Origin of the sequence: Leptotrichia buccalis C-1013-b, from assembly GCF_000023905.1 — a bacterium.
In the GTDB taxonomy this organism is placed as follows: Bacteria; Fusobacteriota; Fusobacteriia; order Fusobacteriales; family Leptotrichiaceae; genus Leptotrichia; species Leptotrichia buccalis.
The window spans coordinates 2,442,348-2,465,610 of sequence record NC_013192.1; the positions used below are offsets into that span (position 1 = coordinate 2,442,348).

Below are 23,263 nucleotides of genomic sequence, written 5' to 3' on the forward strand. Positions count from 1 at the left end.
CTAAACTTGAGTTTATCTTTAATTAACTATTTTATGTAAGTATTATCAAGTACAAAATCTTTTCCTATTGGGCTAAATACAATATTATGAACTTTCGGATTCAATAATTTTGTATTTTGTCTGTAATAAAGCAATCCCACAGGCATATCTTGAGCGATTATTTTTTCCATTTCAATCATATCTTTTACTCTTTCTTCCTGATTTCCAGAGCTTTTAACTTTTTTCACAAGCTCGTCGTAACGTGGATTTGAGTAATCTGAATAATTATTTCCGTCTTTTGTCATAAATCTGTCAAGGTAAGTGATAGCATCGTTGTATTCTCCATTATAACCTGCTAGAGCGATTTCATAATCTCTATGCTGCATTTTATCCAATCTTGACTGGAATGTCATTCCTTCGATTTTAAGATTTACTCCCAAGTTTGTTCTTAAACTTTCCTGAATGTATTCGGAAATTACCTTATTGTTTCCAGAATCATTGAAAATCATTGTTAATTCAGGCAATTTTTGTAATCTCAGCTCCTTTAATCCTTCAGCTAGCAATTGCTTTGCTTTTTGTAAATTGTATGCTGGAAAAATTTTTCCTGCTTCTTCAGAGAAATCTTTAGAAACACCAGTTATTCCGACACCTTTTGTTGTGTAAGTATAAGCCGCTTCTCCTGTATTATCAAGTATATCCGTAATTAATTTTTCCCTATCTACAGCAAGTGATAAAGCCTGTCTAATTTTTTTATTTGCAAGCACCTTATTTTTCATATTATAAGTCATATACCAGACAGAACCGTCTTTTGTAAGCAATCTACGTTTGTCATCTTTAAATTCTTTTGCCTGCTCAATTGAAATATTTGTAGAATCAATTTCTCTATTTTTAAAGGCATTTACACTAGCATTAGGGTCATTTATAAATAATGCTTTTACAAATTTCAATTTAATATTGTCCTTATTCCAATAATTTTCATTTTTTTCAAATACAATTTCTGAATCTCTTGTCCAAGATTTTATTGTGTAGACACCTGATGAAATTGATGTTTCAGGAGATGTCATATACTTTTCTCCAACTTTATCATAGAATTTTTTGTTTAGAGGAGCATAAGTCTGTATTCTTACGATTGAATCAAAGTATGTAAGCGGATTGTTCAATGTAACTTCCAATGTGTAATCATCAACAACCTTTATACCAAGCTGATTTTCATCTTTAATTTTTCCTGAATTAAATTGCTCAGCATTTTTTATGTAAAATAATTTATCTGCATATTCTCCAGCTGTTTCAGGCTTTAATGCCCTAACCCAGCCATCCCTAAAGTCTTTTGCAGTAATTGAATCACCGTTGCTCCATTTTGCATTTTTTCTCAAATGAAATGTCCATACTGTTGAATCTGCATTATGTTCCCATTTTTCCGCTACTCCAGGAAGAGATTTTCCATCATCCGCCTGTCTTGTCAATGTTTCAGTAACAAGCGAGTCAACGAATTCTCCTGTCGAATCATTTGCAAGCTGAGGATCATAGGATTTTCCTTCTTCCTTCAGATTTAATTTAAGTGTTTCAGAATCGCTGCTCTTTCCACATGAAACAATGAAAGCCAGCAATATTGTCAAAATTAACAGTATTTTTTTCATACTCTTCCTTTCCTTTTACTAAATAAACAAATTTAGTAAAATTATATTTTAATTGTTGTTATAAATCTATTTTGCTATAGATGCATTATAGAAATCAATAGAATCTCCAACAGAACGTATTACAACACCTTTCAATTTAGGATTTATCAGATAAGCTCCTACTTCATAATAAAGTGCAGAATATGTAAAGTTGTCAGATAATATTTTTTCTGCCTGTTTCATTGCATCCATTCTTACTTTGTTATCTTGATTAACTTTAGCCAAATCAACTAATTCATCGTATTTAGGATCTGAATATTTAGCAAAGTTGATATCTTTTGCCTTTGAATGGAAAATTTCCAAATAAGTCATCGGATCAGCATAATCAGGTCCCCATGCATATCTTACAATTTCAAATTGTCCAGCTTTAGCACGTGCAATTCTTTCTTTTTTAGTAAGAACTTCTACTTGTACATCAATTCCTAATTTATCTTTCCATTGAGATTGATAAAATTCAGCTTCCTTTTTACCAGTTCCGTTTTCATCCACTAATAAATGCAGTTTAACTTGTGCAGGAGTCATATTTAACTCTTTTAACCCTTGTTCAAACAATTGTTTTGCATTAACGTTTGAAAATTGTGCAAATAAATCTCCAGCTTCTTCCCTGAAGTCGCCTTTTTCACCAGCTGTTCCATTTGAAACAATTCCAGAAGCTGTAATTCCTGCTCCGTTTAAAATGCTGCTTACTAATTCTTTTCTGTCTACAGAAAGTGATAACGCCTGTCTAACTTTTTGATTTTTTAATACTGGATTTGATGTATTGAATCCTAAATAATACACTCTTCCGTTAGGGAACTTGTGCAATTCAGGTTTTCCTTCGTAATTCGCCATTTTTTCAACTGATATTTTTGTTAAATCTAATTCCTTGTTTTCAAAAAGATTTGTTGCAGCTTCAAAATCAGTTACAATTAGTCCTGTAAGTGTGTCAAGCTTTATATTTTGAGCATTCCAGTAATCAGGATTCTTTTTCATAACGACTTTATTGTCATGTACCCATTCTTCCATTATGAAAGGTCCGCTGTAAATAGATTTATTAGCTTCAGTTGCGTATCCTTCACCATTTGTAGCCAATGCCTTTTCATTAACTGGGAAATATATTGGCATAATTAATGTTTTTAAGAAAAATGGTGCAGGCTGTGATAAAGTAAATTCAAGTGTGTAATCATCCTTTAATTTTATTCCAACTTTTCCAAAATCTTTTAAACTTCCATTATTGTAATTTTCTGCATTTTCAATATAGTATGCAAGAAATGCATATTCAGAAGCGGTCTTAGGTTCAATTCCTCTTTTAATTCCGTTAAAATAATCTTTGGCAGTAAGCGGATCTCCGTTTGACCATTTCATTCCTTGTCTAATTTTAAATGTCCATACTTTTCCATCATCTGACTTAGTCCAGCTTTCAGCTCCAGCAGGGACAATATCATTTTTATCATTTAATCTTACAAGACTTTCATAAGTCATACTTGTTATAAAAAGTCCACTCATATCCGTCAAAATTTGAGGGTCTAATGAAGTTGGCTCAGCTTCCATATTAAATGATACTGATTTTCCTGATGCTTTTTTCCCTTTTCCACAAGAAATAACAAACATCGATAACATTAAGCAAAATACTAAAAAAATTTTTTTCATATTCCAAAAATTCCTTTCTAAAATAATTTTTTATAATTGTATCCAAAATATTAAAAATTTCCTAAATAAGCCCTTTTTCTTCTAAAAATAATGTTTCTACAAAATGTCCTGGCTTAAACTCAGTTAATTCTGGTTTTTCAGGAATCACATTTATTTCAGATGCCTCTCCCATCGGACTTCTCAAATATGACTCATCCATATCAATTTTAGCCAATTTTTTGTAATCAGGGTCTGCTATCGGTACAGCTGAAATTAGTGATTTTGTATAACTGTGAATAGGATTTGTATACACAACTTCAGGCGTTCCCAATTCCACCACTTTTCCACGATACATAACTGCCACTCTGTCTGAAATATATTTTACCATTGACAAATCATGTGCAATAAATAATAAAGTTAGATTTCTTTCCTTTTGCAAATCTTTCAATAAATTTACAACTTGTGCCTGAATTGATACGTCCAGAGCTGAAATCGGCTCATCACACACCAGTACTTCCGGATCAACCGCAAGTGCCCTTGCAATCCCAATTCTCTGTCTTTGTCCTCCGGAAAATTCATGTGGAAAACGGCTGGCATGCTCCCTATTTAGCCCAACAATTTCCAAAAGTTTGTAAACTCTTTCCATTCTTTCCTGTTTCGAAGTCGCCATTTTGTGAATATCAATCCCTTCGGCAATAATATCTCCGACAGTCATTCTTGGATTAAGTGAAGCCTGTGGATCTTGAAATATCATTTGCACTTTTTTGGTAAATTCTTTTCTTCCATAATTTTCTACAGGTTTTCCGTTAAATAAAATATCTCCGTTTGTTTTTGAATAAAGTCTGCTCACAGTTCTTCCAAGCGTAGTTTTACCAGAACCTGATTCTCCCACAAGACTTAGAATTTCACCTTTGTAAATGTCCATTGTAACATTTTCCACAGCCTTTAAGACTTGTCTTTTTTTCATTGGAAAATATTTTTTTAAGTTTTTCATTTCTATTAGTTTTTCTTTTTTGTTTTCGTTAACTGACATTATTTCCCCTCCATTCCTTCATTTCTTAATTTATCAGATTCCTCTGATTCAAAAGGAGATTTTATTTTGGGAGCACCGTCAACATAAAGCCACGATTTTACAAGGTGTCCATTTCCCAAATCAATCATTGGAGGTTTTCTTTCATAATCAATTTTCATTGCATATTCAGAACGTGCCGCAAACGGATCTCCTACAGGCGGTTTTAATAAATCTGGCGGAGTTCCTGGAATGGAAGCCAGCTTTTCTCCAATTTTCATATCCAGTCTTGGCAGTGATTTTAAAAGTCCCCAAGTATATGGATGTTTCGGATTTTTAAATAGTTCCCTTACAGGAGCTTCTTCCAACTTTTCTCCAGCATACATAACAACCACTCTGTCCGCAGTTTCAGCAACTACTCCCAAATCATGCGTTATAAGTATTACAGCAATATTTAATTCTTTTTTCAATTCATTTATCAAATCCAGTATTTGCGCCTGAATTGTAACGTCCAAAGCTGTTGTTGGCTCATCACAGATTAATAAATCAGGCTCACACGAAAGAGCAATGGCTATAACCGCCCTTTGTCGCATTCCCCCAGAAAATTCATGCGGATACTGCTCAAATCTTTCCTCAGGTTTAGGAATACCAACTTTTCTAAGCATTTCGATAGCCTTCTGTCTTGCTTCTTCCTTTGTTACTTTTTTATGAATCAAAATCCCTTCCATAATTTGCTTTCCAACTTTAATAGTCGGATTAAGCGATGTCATAGGATCCTGAAATATCATCCCAATTTTACCACCACGAAGCTCACGCATTCTCTCAAGAGAAGCCTTTACCAAATCCTCACCGTCAAAAAAAATCTCACCATTCTTAATTTCCCCTGGCGGCATCGGTATTAATCTCATAATCGTCTGTACAGTAACTGATTTCCCTGAACCAGATTCTCCAACGATCGCAAGTGTTTCTCCACGATCTACAGAAAAGTTAATCCCTCTAAGAGCCTGAACTTCCCCAGCGTATGTATTAAAAGAAACACTCAAGTCCTTTACTTCTAATAATTTTTTTCCCATTCTCTAATCCTCTCTGTATTAATATGGATTGTTTTTACATAATTTTTATAACTAAATACCTTTTCTTTATTAACTCTATTTATTTTTAATTCATTTGATTTTTTTATTTAATTATTAAAGCAAAATTTCGTTAAAGAAAAAATAACTGTTTGAGATTTTGAAACATATTTTAAATTATATACGATTATTCATATTAAAATAACTTATATTCAAAATCGAGTTTTATTTTTTCTTTATAAGAAAGTTTTGCGTAAAGCGGGGATGCAAGGGTATGGCGTTTGATACCCTTGCTTAAATAAACTAAAATAAATGAAATTAAGAAAAATAATATTAAATTATAGAATAGTAAATTTTATAAAATTTTTAATCTCTTAATTTTGGATTTAGTGCATCATTTAAAGCATCCCCAACTATATTAAATGCCAATGTAATTAATGAAATTACAACTGATGGAATAACAAATAAATATGGATATGAAGTCATATTTACGAAACCATCAAATACCAAGTTTCCTAATGAAGCCTGTGGAATTGGCACTCCAAGTCCGATGAAACTTAAAAATGCTTCTGTAAAGATAATGTTTGGTATATCTGTTGTAAGTCTTATTATTATTACACTTAATGTATTTGGAATTAAGTGTTTTAAAGTTATCCACAAAAAATTTCCACCAAGTGATTTTGAAGCTAGTACAAATTCATTTTCTTTAATTTTTAGTACTTCTCCACGAACTAATAGTGAATAATTTAACCATCTTGTCAATGACATTGCGATAATTATTGTTTTTACACTATTTCCCATAACAACCATTAATAAAATTATATAAATCATTGATGGGATGATTAGCAAAATTTCCACAATTCTAGTCATTATTGTATCAATAATTCCACCAAAATATGCTGACACAGCTCCATAAATTGTTCCAAAAACAACACAAATTGCAGCTGTTATTAACGATAATTCCATTGAAATTCTTATTCCTTGTGAAAGTCTTGCAAATAAATCACGCCCAAGGTTATCCGTTCCTAAATAATGCCCTTTTGCAAGTCCTTTGGCTGGACTTAAAAATTTTGCTGATAAATCTTGAGCTCTGTAGGAATATTTTGTCATATGCTGTCCAAAAATTGCTAAAAATAAAAAAATAAGTGTTATTCCTAAAAATGATAGAGCTAGCTTATTTTTCTTAAATCTTCTCCATCCATCCTGCCAAAATGTTAAACTTGGTTTGTAGATTTCTTCACTTTGAGTGGTATCTGCACCTACGATTTTAAAATCTTCAGGTGTTGGTATGTAATTGTTTTCAGTTATAATTTTTCTTGTATTTTCTGCCACTATACCTCATCTCCTTTTCCAAGTTTAATCTTAGGATCAACTAAAACATATACAATATCCACAAGTATCATCATAATTATAAGAAATATCGCATAAAACACTGTAACTCCAAGAACCATCGTATAATCCCTGTCATTTATACTATCTACGAAATATTTCCCTAATCCCGGAATCGAAAACATCTTTTCAATTACAAATGACCCTGTCAAAACTGCCGCAATTGTTGGTCCCATTATTGTAATAATTGGTAAAATTGCATTTCTTAAAGCATGTCTAAAGACTATATTTTTAGGTTTTACCCCTTTAGCAATAGCTAACCTTATATAATCCTGTCCCATTACTTCAATCATCTTATCCCTTAACAGACGAGCTATCAAGGCAACTGTATAAAGTCCCAATGCTACAACTGGCAATATTTTTTTCTCAGGACTGTCCCATCCTGATAAACGTATTCTAAAAAATTCAGGTAAAAATCCATTTTCAATTAAAATTCCATTGTGTATATCAACGAAATATTTCTGCATAAGCCCCGCCAATACAAAACTTGGTACAGATATTCCAATTATTGCTATAATCATAGATAATTTATCCTGATATTTTCCTCTCTTTAACGCTGCAATAATTCCAAGTGGAATCCCTAGAACTAATGCAAAAATAATAGACCTAGCTCCTAAATCTGCTGATACAAAAAAACTTTTATTAATAACATCATTAACTGTTCTTCCACGAACTTTCATAGATGCTCCTAAGTCTCCTTTTGCTATATTTTTTAAGTATTCAACATATTGTTCACCAAGTGGTCTGTCCAAATGATATTTTGCCATTAGATTTTCTTTTACCTTAGGCGGAATTGCTTTTTCACTTTGAAACGGATCCCCCGGCAGCATATGTATAAGAAAGAATGTAATTGTAATAACTAGCCACAACGTTACGAGTCCCATTGCAATTCGTTTAATCAAAAATTTTAAAATATTTTTCATACTCGCTTCCTTTCAATAAAATTTTATATACCTATATTATATCTTATACTTAGCTATATTTGCAAGTGATTTGTTTTCAAATATATATTTTTTTATCATTAATTTATTATATCGTTAAATATATTATCTCTTAATTTAATATATTTATAATTATTTAACAAAAAATAGTCTAAAATTTCATATTAAATAAAAATTTAGACCATTATTGATACTATTTTAAAATTAAATTTAAAAATTATAATAAATTCTAGAATTTTTAATTTTTATATGTATTACAACGATTTAACCATCCAGCAAGCCATTTTCTCTCATTTCTTGCAGGATCAGAATTTTTTACACGTCTTTCCAGCACAAATTTTGCAGAATCGCTAAATTCTACAAGAGCCGCTTTTCCGCTGCCAGTTCCTTTCATATTTTCTAGAACTTGAAGAAGTCCCCAGCCTTCCCCATTATAAGTTTCAGTATTTGAACTTCCTTCTCCTTTAAAATTTACATAATCAATTAGTGGATACAAACCATTTGGAGAATTTGCCACACGATAAAATTGTTTACGTACATTTTCCTTGTCATTTGTAACTTCCAGCATTTTTTCCAAAGAATTTTCCAGTCGTTCAAAAATAAATGAAACTTGAATATCTTTTGTATTATAAAGAAAATCGGTCAATTCAGCAATATCCTTATTTCCAGCCGCTTTTAACTTAAAAAGCTCTTCCCTATTTTCCCAAGGTGCATATTCATTATCTTCTATAATCTTAGGCAATTTCACATTTTTAGATTTATAATATGCTACAAGTTGCGGAAAGCTCTCAGCAAACCTTCCACGCTGCCCCTGCTTATACCAGATAAAATGCCCAATTCCAAGTGATGGGAAGTTTTCCCCTGTATTCCAGTAAACAAGCTCGTCTTTTTTCCCGCCAGCCTCATTTTGAAAAATTTTCTCAGCCACAATATTCAATTCAGCTTTTGAGATAGAAAGATTAGCCTTTTTATTCACATCTGTAATATCAGGTTTAGAAGGTGATTCTGATAAATTTCTGTTAGATAGTGCAAATGATGTTACTGACATAGAAACGACTATAATTCCTGTTAAGATTAATAATTTATTTTTATTTTTTTTCATATTTTCTCTCCTTTTTCCTTAAAACTTTCTAATTATATATAAAATCACTTTAAAATTAAACTCAAAAATTATAATCACCTGACTTAAAATCTATTTTTTTCAATTTGATATTACATTAAAGAGATTTGAATATATTATACAATTTTTTAACAATTTTTCCAATTTTTATTTATACTAAATCCCATTATAAAATAGAAACTACGTTAAGGACAAAAAGTTTTAATCAATAGTATGTAATTCAAAATTTATTAAATATTCGCTATTTAAACGGGAAATAGTATTAGAAATAAAGATTAAGTATTATGAAATATCAAAGATGATTGACTTTCCTAATGAGCCAATAATAAAAAAACAGCCAAGAAATAATTGATATTTTATGACTGTTTTTAATTTTTTATAAGAATATCTCAAAAAAATATTCTTTCTACTTTGAATTATAATTTATATTACCATGAAAATTAACTATTTTTTATATTTTTCAACAAACTTCTGAAGTTCCGCTATTTCTTTTTTAGCTTTATCCGACAAGACTTTTACATCATTAATCATTTGTTTTGAACGTGCTGCAATAAAATCTAGATATTCAGTATTTTTAGTTTTTAAATACATTTCCTTGGCATAATACATATCCTTAAAATCATTTTTAGCCTGCTTTATTAACAGTTTTTGCCCAACCATCACTATCAAAGCTGCTGACAATGCTATTATAGTCCCATATCCCTTAGTAAATGGATACAAAACCATTCCTATAATCATAAGTCCTGTGACCAAAATAGAGCTGTTTTTGATATAGCCTTCCTTAGGAGGAACTTTTACATATTTTTCCACTTTTGAAATCATTTTTTTAAACATCTTATGCCAAAATTCCTAACCAGTATCCTACTATTCCTATTACAAAGAATCCGAAGATTATCCAAATAGCATTTACTTTTCTCTTTAACAGATGCATACATGCAAATGTAAGCAATAATGCCAATAATCCAGGTAATAATGAATCCAGTATACTTTGAACAGTAGTTACAACTTCTTTTCCTGTTTGGTCAGTATATTTAGATAATACTAAAGGCACATTAATTGAAGTCCATTTTGAAACTAATGCTCCCATTACAAAAAGTCCTAATATAGAAGCTCCTTGAGTTAATTTTTGAATTACTCCACCTTCCATATCTCCAACGATTTCAGTTCCCTTTTCATATCCGTATTTTAATCCATACCATCTAGTTAAAACTCTTGCGATATTTATTCCAATGAAGAAAATCAATGGACCTAATAAATTTCCTCCAGCTATTGCAAGTGAAGCTCCAAGAGCTGCTAATACTGGTCTCAAAGTTCCCCAGAAAATAGGATCTCCTACTCCTGCAAGTGGTCCCATAAGTCCAACTTTTATCCCACTTATAGTCGCATCATCAATATCTACACCATTTGCCTTTTCTTGTTCCATCGCAGCTGTAACTCCCATTATTGTTGAACCTATCCATGGTTGTGTATTGAAAAATTCCAAATGTCTTTTAAGAGCCGCAGCTTGATCTTCTTTTTTAGAATAAAGCCTTTTTATTGCAGGAATCATTGTTACGCAGAATCCCATTGACTGCATTCTTTCAAAATTGAATGACCCTAATAAAGTTGTAGATCTCCAGTACATGCTTTTCAAATCTTTGTCAGTTAATTTTTTTTCTACTTCTGCCATTTTTCCTACCTCCTATAATCCTTCCAGTTCATCATCCGCTTCGTCTGCAAAGCTGGCTCCTCCGCCATTTCCACCGCTTGGTAAAGCAATAGATGCGTGATATTTAGGATTCAATTGAATATATAATATTGCAAGACATAATCCTAATATTCCTAAACCAACTAAGTTAAATTCTGTGAATGCTGCTATTACGAAACCTAAGAAAAAGAATGGCATTAATGCTTTTGCTTCCATCATATTTATTACCATTGCATACCCAACTACTACTATAAATCCTCCAGCAATTTGAAGTCCTCTTGTAATTACTTCAGGAATTGCGTTTAAAGCTCCTTCTACCGCACTTGTTCCTGCAATCATACCTACTAATACAGCTGGAATTGCTACTCTTAATGCCTGTAAAGCTATTCCTGCCAAATGACACATTTCAATTCCTTTAAAATTAGCCTGTTCTGCAAAGTCATCTGCTTTATGTTGGAAAAAGACTGTTATTGTTCTAACAAAAATTGTAAGAACTTGTCCTGCTGCTGCAATCGGTACTGCAACTGCTATCCCTTCTGCAATTGACTGTTTACCTACAATTACTAGTATTGCTGAAATTACACTGGCTAGTGCCGCATCAGGCGCCATTGCCGCTCCAACGTTCATCCATCCAAGAGCTATCATTTCAAGTGAACCACCCAATATAATTCCTGTTTTTAAGTCTCCTAACACTAGTCCTACTAAAGTACATGCCACTAACGGTCTGTGAGTCTGTCTTTCATCAAGCACACTTCCCATACCAGCTATTGCTGCCACAAGTGCTAACAAAATTAACTGAATAACATTCATGCTTCTGTCCTCCTAAAAATATTTAATCGTTCTGTGCTTTTATTTTTTAATCAAATGAGATAGAATCTAATTTAGAATTAATATCTTCTTTTGCAGAAGTTACTAATTGTCTCATATCAAGCTCTACACCCATAGATCTCAATTTGTTAAATGCTTCCAAGTCATCTTTATTAATCGCAACTGCTTTTGAAATTAATTTATCCCCTTCTTTAAAAGTCATTCCTCCAACGTTTACAGTTTTAATATCTACTCCGCCTTCGATTAATCTAACAACATCTCCAGGGCAAGTAACTAATAACATTACTTTAGTTTTGTCATATTTAGGATTTTTATAAACAGCTATCGCTTTATCAACAGGAATTACAAATGATTTAACTCCTTCAGGCGCTACTTGTAATAAAAGGGATTTTCTTATTTTATCTTCTGCCACATCGTCATTTACAGCAAAAATTGCTTCTGGTTTAGTTGCTTTCACCCATGAAGTTGCAACTTGCCCGTGTATTAATCTTGAATCTATTCTTGTTAAAACTAATTCCATAATTCTATTCCGTTACTGAAAATTCGTGACTAAATTCACATTTAATATAAAAAATTTTTCAGTAACTCTCCTTTCATTTTGATTTTTTTTGTACTTTCAAATTTAAATTTCCTGTTACACTTTACGTTCTTACAAATCCAGCTCATCTGAATCATCATCGTCATCAACAGCATCTGCACTAAATAATTCGCTAAAAATCTTAATTCCATTAATTCCTGAATTTTTTGCCACTTGAACTAATTCAGAAACATCATTTGTTTCTTCCCTTGCATCTAAAACTTCCAGAAGCATCGGAACATTAACCCCTGTTATTACATCTGTATTTTCTGTTTCGGCAACTACTCTACAAGCTGCATTATAAGGGCTTCCACCAAACAAATCTACTAAAAACAAAGTCCCTTCACTGTCATATTTTGAGATAATATTATTATATTTCTCAATCAAATCTTCAGGTCCTTCTCCTGGTACAAATGTTACAAAATCAAGCAGTTCGCTTTCACCTAAAACCATTTTTGTCAAATTAACGGTTTCTTCCGACATTTTTCCGTGTGTTGCAACAATTAAATTAATCATTTCCGCTTCTCCTTTCAAATCAAAAATTTTTATTTAAACATAAATTATTTACTCCATAATTTAATTATACCCTGTTAAATAATATTGTCAACACTATTTTGAAAAAAAAATTACATTTTACTTTATATTCATTTTTCTATTTCAGAAATAAAAAAAGACATAACTATGATCCTTTTCATAAAATTATGCCTTTTTATAATATTCTAGAATTAAGTCAAAAAATAATCTGAATTATTTTAATATTTTTTGCTCAAATTTTTTCCCGCCATAATAGATAGCATATTTTTTATCTTGTAAAGCTCCTGGATTTATAAATACTATTCCGTTTTTCTCTGTCAGAAATTCCTTATGTGTATGTCCAAAAACACAGATTTCAGCTTTTTCAAGATGTGCTTTTTTTTCTAATTCATCAAGCGTCATTTTTACGCTAAATAGATGCCCATGTGTCAATAATACTTTTTTCCCCATCAAATCAAATATTTTAGTTTCCCTTGTCTCATAATCATCCATATCAGTGTTCCCTTTCACAATAGCAAAAAGTACATCCCTGTAAACTAACGACATATCAATAGCATCTGTACTATGATCTCCCGCAAAAATTACGATTTCTGGACTCTCCAGATCCATTACCTGCTGAAAATAATCAAGCCTTCCATGACTATCAGAACAAATTAATACTTTCATCAAATCTCCTCTCAACCTTATTTTTTTATTTCAATTTAATAAGAATATTCTAATTATCTACATATTTTTAAAAAATTTATGATTTTAATATAACAATAATTTAATTTTTATTTTAATTTATTTAATATATATGAAAAATTAGAATCGAAAATAAGATATATATTATTATTATAATCTAAAAAAATTTATAAATAATGTTAATTATATTATAATTTCCTTTGTTTTTTAGAATTGATAAAAAATTAACTTTAAAAAATTTTTTACTTTTAAATTTAAAATACTCAAACAACATCCAATATTAGACGCCGTTTGAGTAAAATTTCTTTAAGTTTTACAATTTTATACGATAAAAATTGGTTTTTGAAGATTTTCCAGTATTCTGATTCCTAGTTTTCCTGTGATTCTTTCCACCATCACTGTATATCGCAAATCTCCCATCAGAACAAGGTCATACTTTTGAGCTTCATTCATTATCGTCTTAAATGTCTCTCCTGTCTTGTGAATAAGATTGTAGTTTTCCCCAAATCTTTGAGCTAAGCTGTTTTCATCATCTTCTTCTACATTTACACGTAATACATTTACCTTTTGTTCACCAAATATATGGAAGAAAGTAAACAATGTTTTATTCGCATTATAAGCACCATCATCAAGAAGTACCAAATCATCTAATTTAAAATCTTTTACATTTGGTAAAATAATTAGCGGCTTGAAAATACTTCTTAAAATTTCTTTTAACACTGATGTAACTTTTTCATTTTTTACAAGCACTAGCAAATCGTATTTTTTTAACTCTTCCAGAACTATTTCAGAAGTTTCTCCATCTTTTGTATAAAAATTTGAAATATCATCTGACATTTGTTCCTTTAATTTTTTTACAGTTTTTTCTTCTAGTTCCCTATATTCCTTAAAGGCATAGTTTGCCCCTACATTCAGTCCCATTCCTTCTATGCTGACAGGAAAAACTTCATATTTTAGAACATCTTTAATATAAACAACATCAATTTCAACATTGTATTTTTTTTTGAAAATACCTGCAAAATTAACTAATGGCTGAACTTCATTTTCTGCTGTAACTAAAAATAGCGCTTTTTTTTGTAACATTTTAACCACTTCCTTACATATGATAAATTTTTTATAAAATTTTTGTATACTTAGCCATGTTCCTATTTTTTTACTTCATCATCTAATTTTGGTTCTTCTGTAATTTTCACTATTGAAGCAATTTTTTCGTTATTTCTAACTTTCATTATTCTTACTCCCGTAGCAGAACGTCCGATTACTGACACATCTTTTACGCTCGTTCTGATTAATGTTCCTTCTGAAGTAATAAGCATAATTTCATCGTCATCTTTTACAATTTTTACATCTACAATTTTTCCAGTTTTTTCATTAAGTTTTGCATTAATGATACCTTTTCCGCCTCGTGATGTAAGTCTGTATTCTAATAATTTTGTCCGTTTTCCGTAACCTTCCTCGGTAATTGTCAAAATCCGTGCATCGTCCTTATTCATTTCTGAACTAATAATTGCCGCACCTACAATTTTGTCTTCATCCCTAAGATTGATTCCTCTCACTCCAGCTGCTCCAGTTCCCATACTTCTTACATCTTTTTCAGAAAATCTGATAGCAATACCATTTTTTGTCGCTGCAAAAATTTCATCTTCCCCGCTACCGCTTGTAAGCCCAATAAACATCACTTCATCATCTTCATTCAATCTAATCGCTCTTTTTCCAGCCTTTTTGATATTATCGAATAATGTCAGTTCTGATTTTTTAACAACTCCATTTCGTGTTACAAAGAATAAGTTTTTATTTTTTTCAAATTCACGAACTTTTATTATTGTGCTGACCTTTTCATCATCATCCAGATTTATAATATTTCCAATCAGTTTTCCACGTGCCTGTTTTCCAGTTTCAGGAATTTCATAAACTTTTATGCTGAATACTTTTCCTTTTGTTGTGAAAATAAGCAATGTGTCAAGCGCCTTTGCTATATACATGTCTTTTACAACATCATCTTCTACTGTATTTGTAGCATTTACTCCAATTCCACCACGTTTTTGTGAACGGTAAGTGTCAATTGCCACACGTTTTACATAACCTTTTTCTGTAAGAGTTACAACAACTTCCTCGTCCTTAATCAAGTCTTCTATGCTGATTTCGGCTCTTGCATTTCTGATTTCAGTTCTACGTTCATCACCAAAATCTTCTTTTAATTTAAGTCCCTCCTCTTTAATTATACCATATATTTTTGAATCATCAGATAAAATTCCAGTTAATTCTTCAATTAATAGCATAAGTTCGTTATATTCCTGATTAATTTTATCTCTTTCAAGTCCAGTAAGCCTTTGTAATCTCATATCCAGAATAGCTTTTGCCTGAATTTCCGAGAATCCAAATTTTGCAATTAACTCAGCACGTGCAACATTTGCATCCTTTGAAGCACGTATAATTCTAATTACTTCCTCAATATTATCAAGCGCAATTTTGAAGCCTTCCAAAATATGAGCCCGATTTTTTGCTTTTTTCAGTTCAAATTCAGTTCTTCTTGTAATTACTTCAAATCTATGTTCCAAATATTTTTGAAGAATCTGCTTTAAGTTTAACACTCTTGGTGCATTATCCACAAGTGCAAGCATAATTACACCAAATGTATTTTGTAAATCAGTAAATTTATAAAGGCTGTTCAGAATTAATTCACTTTCCTCACCTTTTTTCAGCTCAATTACAATTCTGATACCATCCCTGTCAGTTTCATCCCTCAAGTCAGATATTCCCGTAATTTTCTTCTGTCTTACCAAATCTGCAATTTTTTCAATAAGTCTAGCTTTATTTACCTGATATGGCAATTCTGTAACAATAATCGACTCTTTTCCAGTTTTTGAAGTTTCAACTTCTACACGTCCTGCAACTCGGAGTTTTCCACGTCCAGTTCTATACGCATCATAAATTCCCTGTTTCCCGTTAATTATACCGCCAGTTGGGAAATCAGGACCTTTTATATACGTAATCAATTCATCAATTGAAATTTCAGGATTATCAATCAATGCAATAATTCCATCAACTACTTCCCCTAGATTATGTGGAGGAATATTTGTAGCCATTCCGACAGCAATACCATTTGCTCCATTTAGTAGTAAATTAGGAAGTTTTGCAGGCAATACAACTGGCTCATCCAAACTTTCATCAAAGTTTTTTCGGTAGTCAATCGTATCTTTTCTAATATCTTCAAGCAGCTCTTCAGTAATTTTAGCCATTCTAGCTTCCGTATACCTCATTGCCGCTGCTTCATCCCCATCAATCGAACCAAAATTCCCATGTCCGTCGATAAGTTCATATCTCATATTAAAGTCCTGTGCCATTCTAACCATTGCACCATAAACTGAAGAATCTCCGTGTGGATGGTATTTCCCCAGTACATCCCCGACAATCCTTGCCGATTTTTTAAACGGAGTCTTGTGGCTCATTCCCATTTCACTCATGGAAAACAAAATTCTTCTATGTACAGGCTTTAATCCATCACGTACATCAGGCAACGCACGGCTAACAATTACACTCATCGAATAATCCAAATAAGCTGCCTTTATCTCATCCTCAATATAAACATTAGATTCATTTGATAAATCCGTAGCCTTAGGCAATCCTTCCACAATGATTTCCCTATCATCATTTTCATCCATTTCCGTTATCTCTTCTTCTCTTTCATCGTCATCTCTAAAATCGTCTGACATCCTGCACCTCTTTTCTTCTCTTTCTTTACAACAAGTGAACTATTAATTAAGCTATTTCCTAAATTTTTATTACAAGTTATCTTAATTAGTAATTGTTTTTCCTTTTTTATATTAACTCTTTTAACGCAGAGGTATCAGACGCCATACCTCTGCACTCCCGCTTACGCAAAACTTTCTTAATAAAGAAAAAATAAAACTCGATTTTGAATCAAGATTATTTTAGCATAATTAACTAAATATAATTTAAAATTTTTTTCAAAATCTCAAACAGTTATTTTTTCTTTAACGAAATTTTGCTTATTTTCTATTGACATATCTATTTATAATTAAACTAAAAATGTCGTGATTTTTTTGGAATGAAATTGACTGTTTGAGCTTTTTCATTTTCTTTAAATCGTGATTAATTTATAGAGTTGATAATAACTTTTGTTAAAAAGCGAGTTTCATTTTTATTTCAAAAAAATGCTTAGACAAGCTGGGATTGCAAAGGGGATGGCGATTGTTCCCCTTTGCTTTTAAAAAAAGAAAAAACATAAATATTATAGAAAAATATCTATTAATAAAAATAACTTTTCTCAATTTTAATCAAAAATTATATATCCAGATTTCTTACGTAATTTGCATTATCCTCAATAAATTTTCTTCTCGGCTCAACTTTATCCCCCATCAGAATATTAAACATCTTATCGGCATAAGAAGCGTCTTCCATTGATACTTTTAATAATGTTCTTACTTCTGGATCAAGAGTTGTTTCCCAAAGTTGTTCTGGATTCATTTCTCCTAGCCCTTTGTAACGCTGTATTGTGTATTTTCTTCCTTCGTTTTCCAAAACTCTTGTTACTTGTTTCATCTGATCGTCTGAATAGGCGTATCTGATTGCTTTTCCAGCCTGAATTTTGTATAAAGGCGGCTGTGCGATATAGATGTAGCCTTCGTTAATTAATTCTCTCAGATGTCTGTAGAAAAATGTTAGCATTAATGTTCTGATGTGAGCTCCATCAACATCAGCATCTGTCATAATTACGATTTTATGGTATCTTAATTTTTTTAAGTCGATTTCTTCGCCAAATCCAGCTCCAAAAGCTGTAATCATCGCTCTAATTTCGGCATTTTCCAGAGCTTTATGTATACCTGATTTTTCTACATTTAAAATTTTCCCTCTAAGTGGCAATATTGCCTGAAATCTTCTATCTCTTCCCTGTTTTGCAGAACCTCCTGCTGAGTTTCCTTCAACTATGAAAATTTCTGATTCAGCTGGATCTTTTGAAGAGCAGTCAGCCAATTTACCAGGCAGTGATCCTACTTCCAATGTATTTTTTCTAAGTACAAGTTCTCTTGCTTTTTTCGCGGCTTCTCTTGCCCTTTTTGACATTACCATTTTCTCTATAACTTTTTCAGCTGCCTTTGGATGATCTTCCAAATAAAATTTCAGGTTGCTTCCAACAATATTTGAGACAATTCCTGTAACTTCGCTGTTTCCAAGTTTTGTTTTTGTCTGCCCTTCAAATTGAGGTTCAGGTATTTTTACGCTTATTACACAAACAAGGCCTTCTCTTACGTCTGTTCCTTGAAATGTCCCGTTTTTATCCTTGATTAAGTTCATCTGTTTTGCAATATCGTTAATTGTTCTCGTAAGTGCTGTTCTAAATCCACTAACGTGAGTTCCACCTTCGTGAGTATTTATATTATTTACAAATGAATAAACTGTTTCTCTTTGTGAAGTTGTGTAATTCATCGCAATTTCCACTTCCACAAATTTTGCACTTCGCTGTTTTATTACTATGTTTCCGTTTTCGTCCTCAGCTTCCACTTCCTTAGCTTCCTCAATTTGCATCGTATCAGCCATATAAATTACATCATCAATTATTTTTTCCTCATCTATAATTTCATTCAGGAAATCCTTTATTCCACCCTCAAATAAAAATTCCTCAGCTTTTACATTTTCAGCATTTCTCTCATCAGCCAGTTCAATTTTTAATCCTTTATTCAAGTACGCTAATTCTTTTAAACGTGATTCCAATACAGAATAATCGTAAACTGTCGTTTCAAATATTTCGTCATCAGCTTTAAATCTGACTACAGTCCCATGTGCACTATCGTCTGCCACACCAATTTCTTCCACGGGCGAAGTTGGCACACCACGTTCATAAGTTTGCCTAAAAATTTTCCCATCACGTGTTACAGTTGCCTCAAGCCATTCTGACAAAGCATTTACGACAGATACCCCAACTCCGTGAAGTCCACCCGATACCTTATAGTTATCATTGTCAAATTTTCCTCCGGCGTGAAGTACAGTAAGTACAACTTCCAAAGTTGATTTTCCAGTCTTATGCATTCCTACAGGGATTCCACGTCCATTATCAGATACTTCAATAATATTTCCTTCAAGTATCTTTACAGTAATTTTATCGCAAATTCCAGCAAGTGCCTCATCCACACTGTTATCCACAATTTCCCACACCAGATGGTGAAGTCCACGTGAGGAAGTGGATCCAATATACATTCCCGGACGCTTCCTAACCGCTTCCAGCCCTTCCAGAACTGTAATCGCCTCTGCTCCATAATTATTATCCATTATTTATTTCCTCCATTTTATCCAAAACTTTTCATATTTTTTATAAAATATGATAAAATCTATTTTCCAACACAAAAATTCGCAAACACATGATCCAAAATATCCTCTGATGATATTTCCCCAGTAATTTCTGAAAGTGAGTCTAACGCTTCTTTCAAATCCACAGAAATCAAGTCCATCGGAAGTCCCATATCTATTGTTTCAAAAATATTTCTTATTGCGTCTTTTGTTTTTTCAAGTGCAGTTTTATGCCGAATATTTGTAATTATTAGTTTTTCTGATGAGTTTTCCACATCTTCTTCTACAATGTATGAATAGATTTTTTCCTGCATATCTTCAATTCCAATATTGTCTTTTGCAGAAATTTCAACAATATTTTCCAAGTTATACCCTTCAAGATTAATTTTTTTATTTAAATCAATCTTATTTAATAATACTATAACTTTCTTGTTATTTTCTTTAATTTTAGTTATAACTTCTATGTCCTCAGTTTCCAGTTTTTTCGAAGCATCCAGAACAAGCAATACCAAATCAGCCTTTTCAATAAACTGCTTAGATTTTTCTACGCCAATATTTTCCACAATATCATCAGTTTTTCTAATTCCTGCTGTATCCACCAGAACCAATGGAATTCCTTTTATATTGATTATTTCCTCAATAACATCTCTCGTAGTTCCAGCAATATGCGTTACAATCGCACGCTCTTCATGAAGCAGGGCATTTAGCAATGTAGATTTCCCAACATTAGGTTTTCCGACAATAACCGTCTTTATTCCTTCTTTAATTTTTTTTCCTGTATTATATGAATCAATTAGACGATTTGCTTCCTCGTACACTTTTTCTAAATTATCTCTAAGTTCCACTGGCAACGGATCGTCAATCCCTTCTTCAGGATAATCCAGCACCACATTTACATGTGCTGTAATATCAAGCAATGCCTTTTTAAATTCATTCACTTTATCACGCAAGTCCCCCCTTAACTGATCTAGCGATAACGATACGCTTTTTTCTGTTTTCCCTTGAATAATATCCATAACCGCCTCAGCCTGTGACAAGTCTATACGGCCATTCATAAACGCTCTTTTTGTAAATTCCCCACTTTCAGCATGTCTTGCCCCATTTCTTAGCACAAGTTCAAGCACTTTTTCTGAAACAAGTGTCCCGCCGTGACAATTTATTTCCACAATGTCTTCGCAAGTATAGCTTCTCGGAGCTTTTAGCCGTACAGCCATAACTTCATCTATTGTTTTTTTCCCATCCTTGATAAATCCGTAATTTAATTTATAAAAACCCAAATCAGCATTTGGGTTCTTTTTAATAAATATTTTGTCCAATATTTCAAATGATTTATCGCCGGATATTCTTATTATGGCAATCCCGCCCTCTCCTTTTGGAGTTGAAATCGCCGCAATTGTATCAAATAACATATTATCCCTCTATTTTCTAAAATCATTTTTATTTTTATTTCACATTACACTAAATTGTTTAAAAAAGTTTCTATTTAAACAATGCTAACTCAACTTTTTAAAATTTTTCATCTAATTTTTTAATAACTAAATATCTTTTTGGCTCTTCTCCAACGCTTTCAGTTTTTAGACCTTTCATAAAGGAAACTTCTTCATGAATGATTTTACGTTCACGTGCTGACATTGGATTTAATTTTATGGCATTTCCTGTCGCAAGAACTGCTTTTCCTTTCTTTCTTGCCAAATCTCTTAATGATTTTTCACGTTTTTCCTTATAATTATTAGAATCCACCGTTATTTTCAGATTTTTAAATTGTTTCGTTGTGCTTAGCAAGTATTCAAAGCTGTTTAATGTATTTCCTTTTTCACCAATTAAAAATCTCATATCTTTTCCATCAAGAATAACCAAATATTTATTGTTATTTTCTTTTTTTATATTGACAATTCGTATATCCAGTTTTATATTTACAATAAATTCTTTAAAAAATGCCCTTATTTTATCTATGTTTGTATCAGGGTGATTAGCTACGGATTTTTCTTCATTTTCTAAATTTTCATTTTTATAATTTTTTCTGCTGCTACTTTTTTGAAAAGTATTTCCACTTTTTCGTTCTGTTTCTTTTCTTTCCTTTTTTTCAATTTTGTATTCGTTTTGTGCTTTTGATTTCTCAGTTTCTACCTTTACTTCATTGTTTTTTAACTCGGATTTTTTAACAATTTCAATTTCATATTCACCTTTTATACTAATAAACAATATCTTTTTAGGATATTTTAAAACTTTTACACGATAAGTTTCATCTTCTTTTAGTGTCAATGAACGGTTTATCATATTTTTAAGTTCGTCTTCATTCTGTGCCTTTAATACTATCTTTTCCATCATCACTTCTTCCTTTCAAAATGAAATACTGCTGAACCAGTGACAAAGCCCCTGAAACTAGATAGTACAATGTTACTCCAGATGGCATGTTATAAAATATGAACAGCATCATAAGTGGCATCATATATAACATTGACTGCATTTGCTGATTAGTTTCCTGTCCGCTGGTTGCACTTGTCATTATTTTTTGTTGAATAAATGTTACACCCACATTTAAAATTGGTAATAAATTAAATGCAAATTTTCCTAGCATAAATAATCTGTCAGGCTGTTTTAGTGTAAACCATAGGAATTTTGCATCAGCTGGGATTGCATCTCCGATAAATGCATAGTAAAGTGCCACAAATATTGGCATTTGAATTAATAATGGTAAACACCCTCCTAGTGGATTTACTCCATTTTCCTTGTAAATTTCAGCTGTTCTTCTTTGAAGCTCTTGTGGATTATCCTTGTGTTTTTCCTTTATTTTTTCAAGTTCAGGTTGTAAATCTCTCATTTTTTTCATTGATTTTTCCTGTTTTAATGTTAATGGAAATACTATTATTCTCATTAAAAATGTAACAATTATTATTGCTATTCCATAATTTCCTACAACACCATTTATCGCTTTTAGTACATGTACGACAAAATCAACTAGTGCCTGTATTTTAAACATATATTTTTTCTCCTTCAATTTTTATTTTAACGGGTCATAACCACCTTTATGGAAAGGATGGCATTTTAATAATCTTCTTATTGTCAGGTAACTCCCTTTTATTGCCCCATATTTTGTAATAGCCTGTCGGGAATATTCTGAACAGGTTGGATAAAATCTGCATCGTCTTCCAAAAAATATAGAAATGTATTTCTGATAAATTTTTATTAAAAACAATAATACTTTTTTCATTGTTTTATCACCTTGATAATATCTTTTTCAATGTCTTTGTATTTTAAATTCTTTATTTTCTCTTTTAAAACAGACTTGCCGACAAATATATAATCAGTATTTTCTCTAAATTTATTTTTATGTGTTTTTACAAATTCTTTAAAAAGTCTTTTTATTCTATTTCTTTGAACTGCATTTCCAGTTTTCTTACTGGCAACAAAGCCGAAACGTTGTTCGTTATTCATATTTTCCTTTATAAAAATAATAGCATACTTTGTATGCATTTTCTGTGATTTGTTATATATTAAGGAAAAATCCTTTGATTTTTTTATTTTATTAATAGACATATTTCTCTTCTTTAATTTAAAATGAGTGAGAGCTTAAAATAAAGCTCCCTGAAAATTAATACTTTTAAAAACCCAGTGTTGAATTTAACACCGGGTTATGCTGATAATTTAGCTCTTCCTTTAGCTCTTCTTCTCTTTAAGACATTTCTTCCATTTTTATCTTGCATTCTTTTTCTAAATCCATGATTTTTTTTTCTTTTTCTTTTATTCGGTTGATATGTTCTTTTTGTCATTTTTTTTCCTTTCTATCTTATTTTAAAAAAATTCTTTGTCTTTTACAGATATTATATACAAAATTCAAAAAAAAGTCAAGTTTAA

At 31.5% G+C, this 23,263-nt stretch carries 22 protein-coding genes; all 22 read right to left on the bottom strand.

The features are described 5' to 3' along the window. Positions 1 to 26 precede the first annotated feature (26 nt). The 22 genes from LEBU_RS11430 to rpmH all read right to left on the bottom strand — a co-directional run bounded on the left by LEBU_RS11430 (position 27) and on the right by rpmH (position 23,178). On the bottom strand, positions 27 to 1,616 hold the full coding sequence (locus tag LEBU_RS11430) for a peptide ABC transporter substrate-binding protein (RefSeq protein ID WP_015770469.1): 1,590 nt from the start codon (positions 1,614 to 1,616) through the stop codon (positions 27 to 29). A 66-nt stretch (positions 1,617 to 1,682) separates the two neighbouring features. Continuing rightward, positions 1,683 to 3,284, bottom strand: a complete 1,602-nt coding sequence (locus LEBU_RS11435) for a peptide ABC transporter substrate-binding protein (protein ID WP_015770470.1) — start codon at positions 3,282 to 3,284, stop codon at positions 1,683 to 1,685. A gap of 61 nt (positions 3,285 to 3,345) precedes the next feature. Further along, complete coding sequence (locus tag LEBU_RS11440; RefSeq protein ID WP_015770471.1) at positions 3,346 to 4,296, bottom strand: ABC transporter ATP-binding protein; 951 nt, start codon at positions 4,294 to 4,296, stop codon at positions 3,346 to 3,348. Then, positions 4,296 to 5,345, bottom strand: a complete 1,050-nt coding sequence (locus LEBU_RS11445) for an ABC transporter ATP-binding protein (RefSeq protein ID WP_015770472.1) — start codon at positions 5,343 to 5,345, stop codon at positions 4,296 to 4,298. The genes LEBU_RS11440 and LEBU_RS11445 overlap by 1 nt, the downstream gene beginning before the upstream one ends. A gap of 363 nt (positions 5,346 to 5,708) precedes the next feature. Continuing rightward, a complete protein-coding gene (locus LEBU_RS11450; RefSeq protein ID WP_015770473.1) occupies positions 5,709 to 6,674 on the bottom strand; it encodes an ABC transporter permease in 966 nt (321 codons plus the stop codon). Then, positions 6,674 to 7,654, bottom strand: a complete 981-nt coding sequence (locus LEBU_RS11455; RefSeq protein ID WP_015770474.1) for an ABC transporter permease — start codon at positions 7,652 to 7,654, stop codon at positions 6,674 to 6,676. The genes LEBU_RS11450 and LEBU_RS11455 overlap by 1 nt, the downstream gene beginning before the upstream one ends. A gap of 256 nt (positions 7,655 to 7,910) precedes the next feature. Continuing rightward, positions 7,911 to 8,774 (bottom strand): hypothetical protein, encoded by an 864-nt coding sequence (locus LEBU_RS11460; protein ID WP_015770475.1) that lies wholly within the window; start codon positions 8,772 to 8,774, stop codon positions 7,911 to 7,913. Positions 8,775 to 9,236: 462 nt separating this feature from the next. Beyond that, complete coding sequence (locus LEBU_RS11465) at positions 9,237 to 9,626, bottom strand: hypothetical protein (protein WP_015770476.1); 390 nt, start codon at positions 9,624 to 9,626, stop codon at positions 9,237 to 9,239. A gap of 1 nt (position 9,627) precedes the next feature. After that, a complete protein-coding gene (manZ, locus tag LEBU_RS11470; protein ID WP_015770477.1) occupies positions 9,628 to 10,461 on the bottom strand; it encodes a PTS mannose transporter subunit IID in 834 nt (277 codons plus the stop codon). A gap of 12 nt (positions 10,462 to 10,473) precedes the next feature. Beyond that, the gene (locus tag LEBU_RS11475) at positions 10,474 to 11,289 is read right to left on the bottom strand and encodes a PTS mannose/fructose/sorbose transporter subunit IIC (RefSeq protein WP_015770478.1); all 816 of its coding nucleotides are present in this window, start codon (positions 11,287 to 11,289) and stop codon (positions 10,474 to 10,476) included. A 46-nt stretch (positions 11,290 to 11,335) separates the two neighbouring features. Continuing rightward, on the bottom strand, positions 11,336 to 11,827 hold the full coding sequence (locus LEBU_RS11480; RefSeq protein WP_015770479.1) for a PTS sugar transporter subunit IIB: 492 nt from the start codon (positions 11,825 to 11,827) through the stop codon (positions 11,336 to 11,338). Between the two features lie 129 nt (positions 11,828 to 11,956). Then, positions 11,957 to 12,400, bottom strand: a complete 444-nt coding sequence (locus LEBU_RS11485) for a PTS sugar transporter subunit IIA (protein ID WP_015770480.1) — start codon at positions 12,398 to 12,400, stop codon at positions 11,957 to 11,959. A gap of 231 nt (positions 12,401 to 12,631) precedes the next feature. Then, positions 12,632 to 13,084 (bottom strand): YfcE family phosphodiesterase, encoded by a 453-nt coding sequence (locus LEBU_RS11490; protein ID WP_015770481.1) that lies wholly within the window; start codon positions 13,082 to 13,084, stop codon positions 12,632 to 12,634. A 339-nt stretch (positions 13,085 to 13,423) separates the two neighbouring features. Then, positions 13,424 to 14,185 carry a hypothetical protein gene (locus LEBU_RS11495; protein WP_015770482.1) on the bottom strand — a complete coding sequence of 254 codons (762 nt, stop codon included), beginning with the start codon at positions 14,183 to 14,185 and terminating at the stop codon, positions 13,424 to 13,426. A 62-nt stretch (positions 14,186 to 14,247) separates the two neighbouring features. Then, entirely contained in the window at positions 14,248 to 16,815 is a 2,568-nt protein-coding gene (gene gyrA, locus LEBU_RS11500; protein ID WP_015770483.1) for a DNA gyrase subunit A, read from the bottom strand. Between the two features lie 592 nt (positions 16,816 to 17,407). Beyond that, on the bottom strand, positions 17,408 to 19,390 hold the full coding sequence (gene gyrB, locus LEBU_RS11505) for a DNA topoisomerase (ATP-hydrolyzing) subunit B (protein ID WP_015770484.1): 1,983 nt from the start codon (positions 19,388 to 19,390) through the stop codon (positions 17,408 to 17,410). A gap of 59 nt (positions 19,391 to 19,449) precedes the next feature. After that, entirely contained in the window at positions 19,450 to 20,817 is a 1,368-nt protein-coding gene (gene mnmE / locus LEBU_RS11510) for a tRNA uridine-5-carboxymethylaminomethyl(34) synthesis GTPase MnmE (protein ID WP_015770485.1), read from the bottom strand. Positions 20,818 to 20,914: 97 nt separating this feature from the next. Continuing rightward, complete coding sequence (locus tag LEBU_RS11515) at positions 20,915 to 21,736, bottom strand: Jag family protein (RefSeq protein ID WP_015770486.1); 822 nt, start codon at positions 21,734 to 21,736, stop codon at positions 20,915 to 20,917. Continuing rightward, positions 21,702 to 22,388 carry a YidC/Oxa1 family membrane protein insertase gene (locus LEBU_RS11520; protein ID WP_015770487.1) on the bottom strand — a complete coding sequence of 229 codons (687 nt, stop codon included), beginning with the start codon at positions 22,386 to 22,388 and terminating at the stop codon, positions 21,702 to 21,704. The genes LEBU_RS11515 and LEBU_RS11520 overlap by 35 nt, the downstream gene beginning before the upstream one ends. Positions 22,389 to 22,409: 21 nt before the next feature. Continuing rightward, entirely contained in the window at positions 22,410 to 22,619 is a 210-nt protein-coding gene (gene yidD / locus LEBU_RS11525) for a membrane protein insertion efficiency factor YidD (protein ID WP_015770488.1), read from the bottom strand. Then, complete coding sequence (gene rnpA / locus LEBU_RS11530; protein ID WP_015770489.1) at positions 22,616 to 22,945, bottom strand: ribonuclease P protein component; 330 nt, start codon at positions 22,943 to 22,945, stop codon at positions 22,616 to 22,618. Before rnpA ends, yidD begins: the two co-directional genes overlap by 4 nt. Positions 22,946 to 23,040: 95 nt before the next feature. After that, positions 23,041 to 23,178 carry a 50S ribosomal protein L34 gene (gene rpmH / locus LEBU_RS11535; protein ID WP_015770490.1) on the bottom strand — a complete coding sequence of 46 codons (138 nt, stop codon included), beginning with the start codon at positions 23,176 to 23,178 and terminating at the stop codon, positions 23,041 to 23,043. Positions 23,179 to 23,263 lie beyond the last annotated feature (85 nt).

What these genes read in the sequence shown, in the direction of transcription:
- LEBU_RS11490 (WP_015770481.1), bottom strand. Translation starts at nt 13,084, where the DNA reads ATGAAAGTATTAATTTGTTCTGATAGTCATGGAAGGCTTGATTATTTT.
- gyrA (WP_015770483.1), bottom strand. Translation starts at nt 16,815, where the DNA reads ATGTCAGACGATTTTAGAGATGACGATGAAAGAGAAGAAGAGATAACG.
- gyrB (WP_015770484.1), bottom strand. Translation starts at nt 19,390, where the DNA reads ATGGATAATAATTATGGAGCAGAGGCGATTACAGTTCTGGAAGGGCTG.
- LEBU_RS11515 (WP_015770486.1), bottom strand. Translation starts at nt 21,736, where the DNA reads ATGATGGAAAAGATAGTATTAAAGGCACAGAATGAAGACGAACTTAAA.
- manZ (WP_015770477.1), bottom strand. Translation starts at nt 10,461, where the DNA reads ATGGCAGAAGTAGAAAAAAAATTAACTGACAAAGATTTGAAAAGCATG.
- yidD (WP_015770488.1), bottom strand. Translation starts at nt 22,619, where the DNA reads ATGAAAAAAGTATTATTGTTTTTAATAAAAATTTATCAGAAATACATT.
- LEBU_RS11445 (WP_015770472.1), bottom strand. Translation starts at nt 5,345, where the DNA reads ATGGGAAAAAAATTATTAGAAGTAAAGGACTTGAGTGTTTCTTTTAAT.
- LEBU_RS11475 (WP_015770478.1), bottom strand. Translation starts at nt 11,289, where the DNA reads ATGAATGTTATTCAGTTAATTTTGTTAGCACTTGTGGCAGCAATAGCT.
- LEBU_RS11480 (WP_015770479.1), bottom strand. Translation starts at nt 11,827, where the DNA reads ATGGAATTAGTTTTAACAAGAATAGATTCAAGATTAATACACGGGCAA.
- rpmH (WP_015770490.1), bottom strand. Translation starts at nt 23,178, where the DNA reads ATGACAAAAAGAACATATCAACCGAATAAAAGAAAAAGAAAAAAAAAT.
- LEBU_RS11460 (WP_015770475.1), bottom strand. Translation starts at nt 8,774, where the DNA reads ATGAAAAAAAATAAAAATAAATTATTAATCTTAACAGGAATTATAGTC.
- LEBU_RS11455 (WP_015770474.1), bottom strand. Translation starts at nt 7,654, where the DNA reads ATGAAAAATATTTTAAAATTTTTGATTAAACGAATTGCAATGGGACTC.
- LEBU_RS11430 (WP_015770469.1), bottom strand. Translation starts at nt 1,616, where the DNA reads ATGAAAAAAATACTGTTAATTTTGACAATATTGCTGGCTTTCATTGTT.
- LEBU_RS11520 (WP_015770487.1), bottom strand. Translation starts at nt 22,388, where the DNA reads ATGTTTAAAATACAGGCACTAGTTGATTTTGTCGTACATGTACTAAAA.
- LEBU_RS11495 (WP_015770482.1), bottom strand. Translation starts at nt 14,185, where the DNA reads ATGTTACAAAAAAAAGCGCTATTTTTAGTTACAGCAGAAAATGAAGTT.
- mnmE (WP_015770485.1), bottom strand. Translation starts at nt 20,817, where the DNA reads ATGTTATTTGATACAATTGCGGCGATTTCAACTCCAAAAGGAGAGGGC.
- LEBU_RS11435 (WP_015770470.1), bottom strand. Translation starts at nt 3,284, where the DNA reads ATGAAAAAAATTTTTTTAGTATTTTGCTTAATGTTATCGATGTTTGTT.
- LEBU_RS11440 (WP_015770471.1), bottom strand. Translation starts at nt 4,296, where the DNA reads ATGTCAGTTAACGAAAACAAAAAAGAAAAACTAATAGAAATGAAAAAC.
- LEBU_RS11465 (WP_015770476.1), bottom strand. Translation starts at nt 9,626, where the DNA reads ATGTTTAAAAAAATGATTTCAAAAGTGGAAAAATATGTAAAAGTTCCT.
- rnpA (WP_015770489.1), bottom strand. Translation starts at nt 22,945, where the DNA reads ATGTCTATTAATAAAATAAAAAAATCAAAGGATTTTTCCTTAATATAT.
- LEBU_RS11485 (WP_015770480.1), bottom strand. Translation starts at nt 12,400, where the DNA reads ATGATTAATTTAATTGTTGCAACACACGGAAAAATGTCGGAAGAAACC.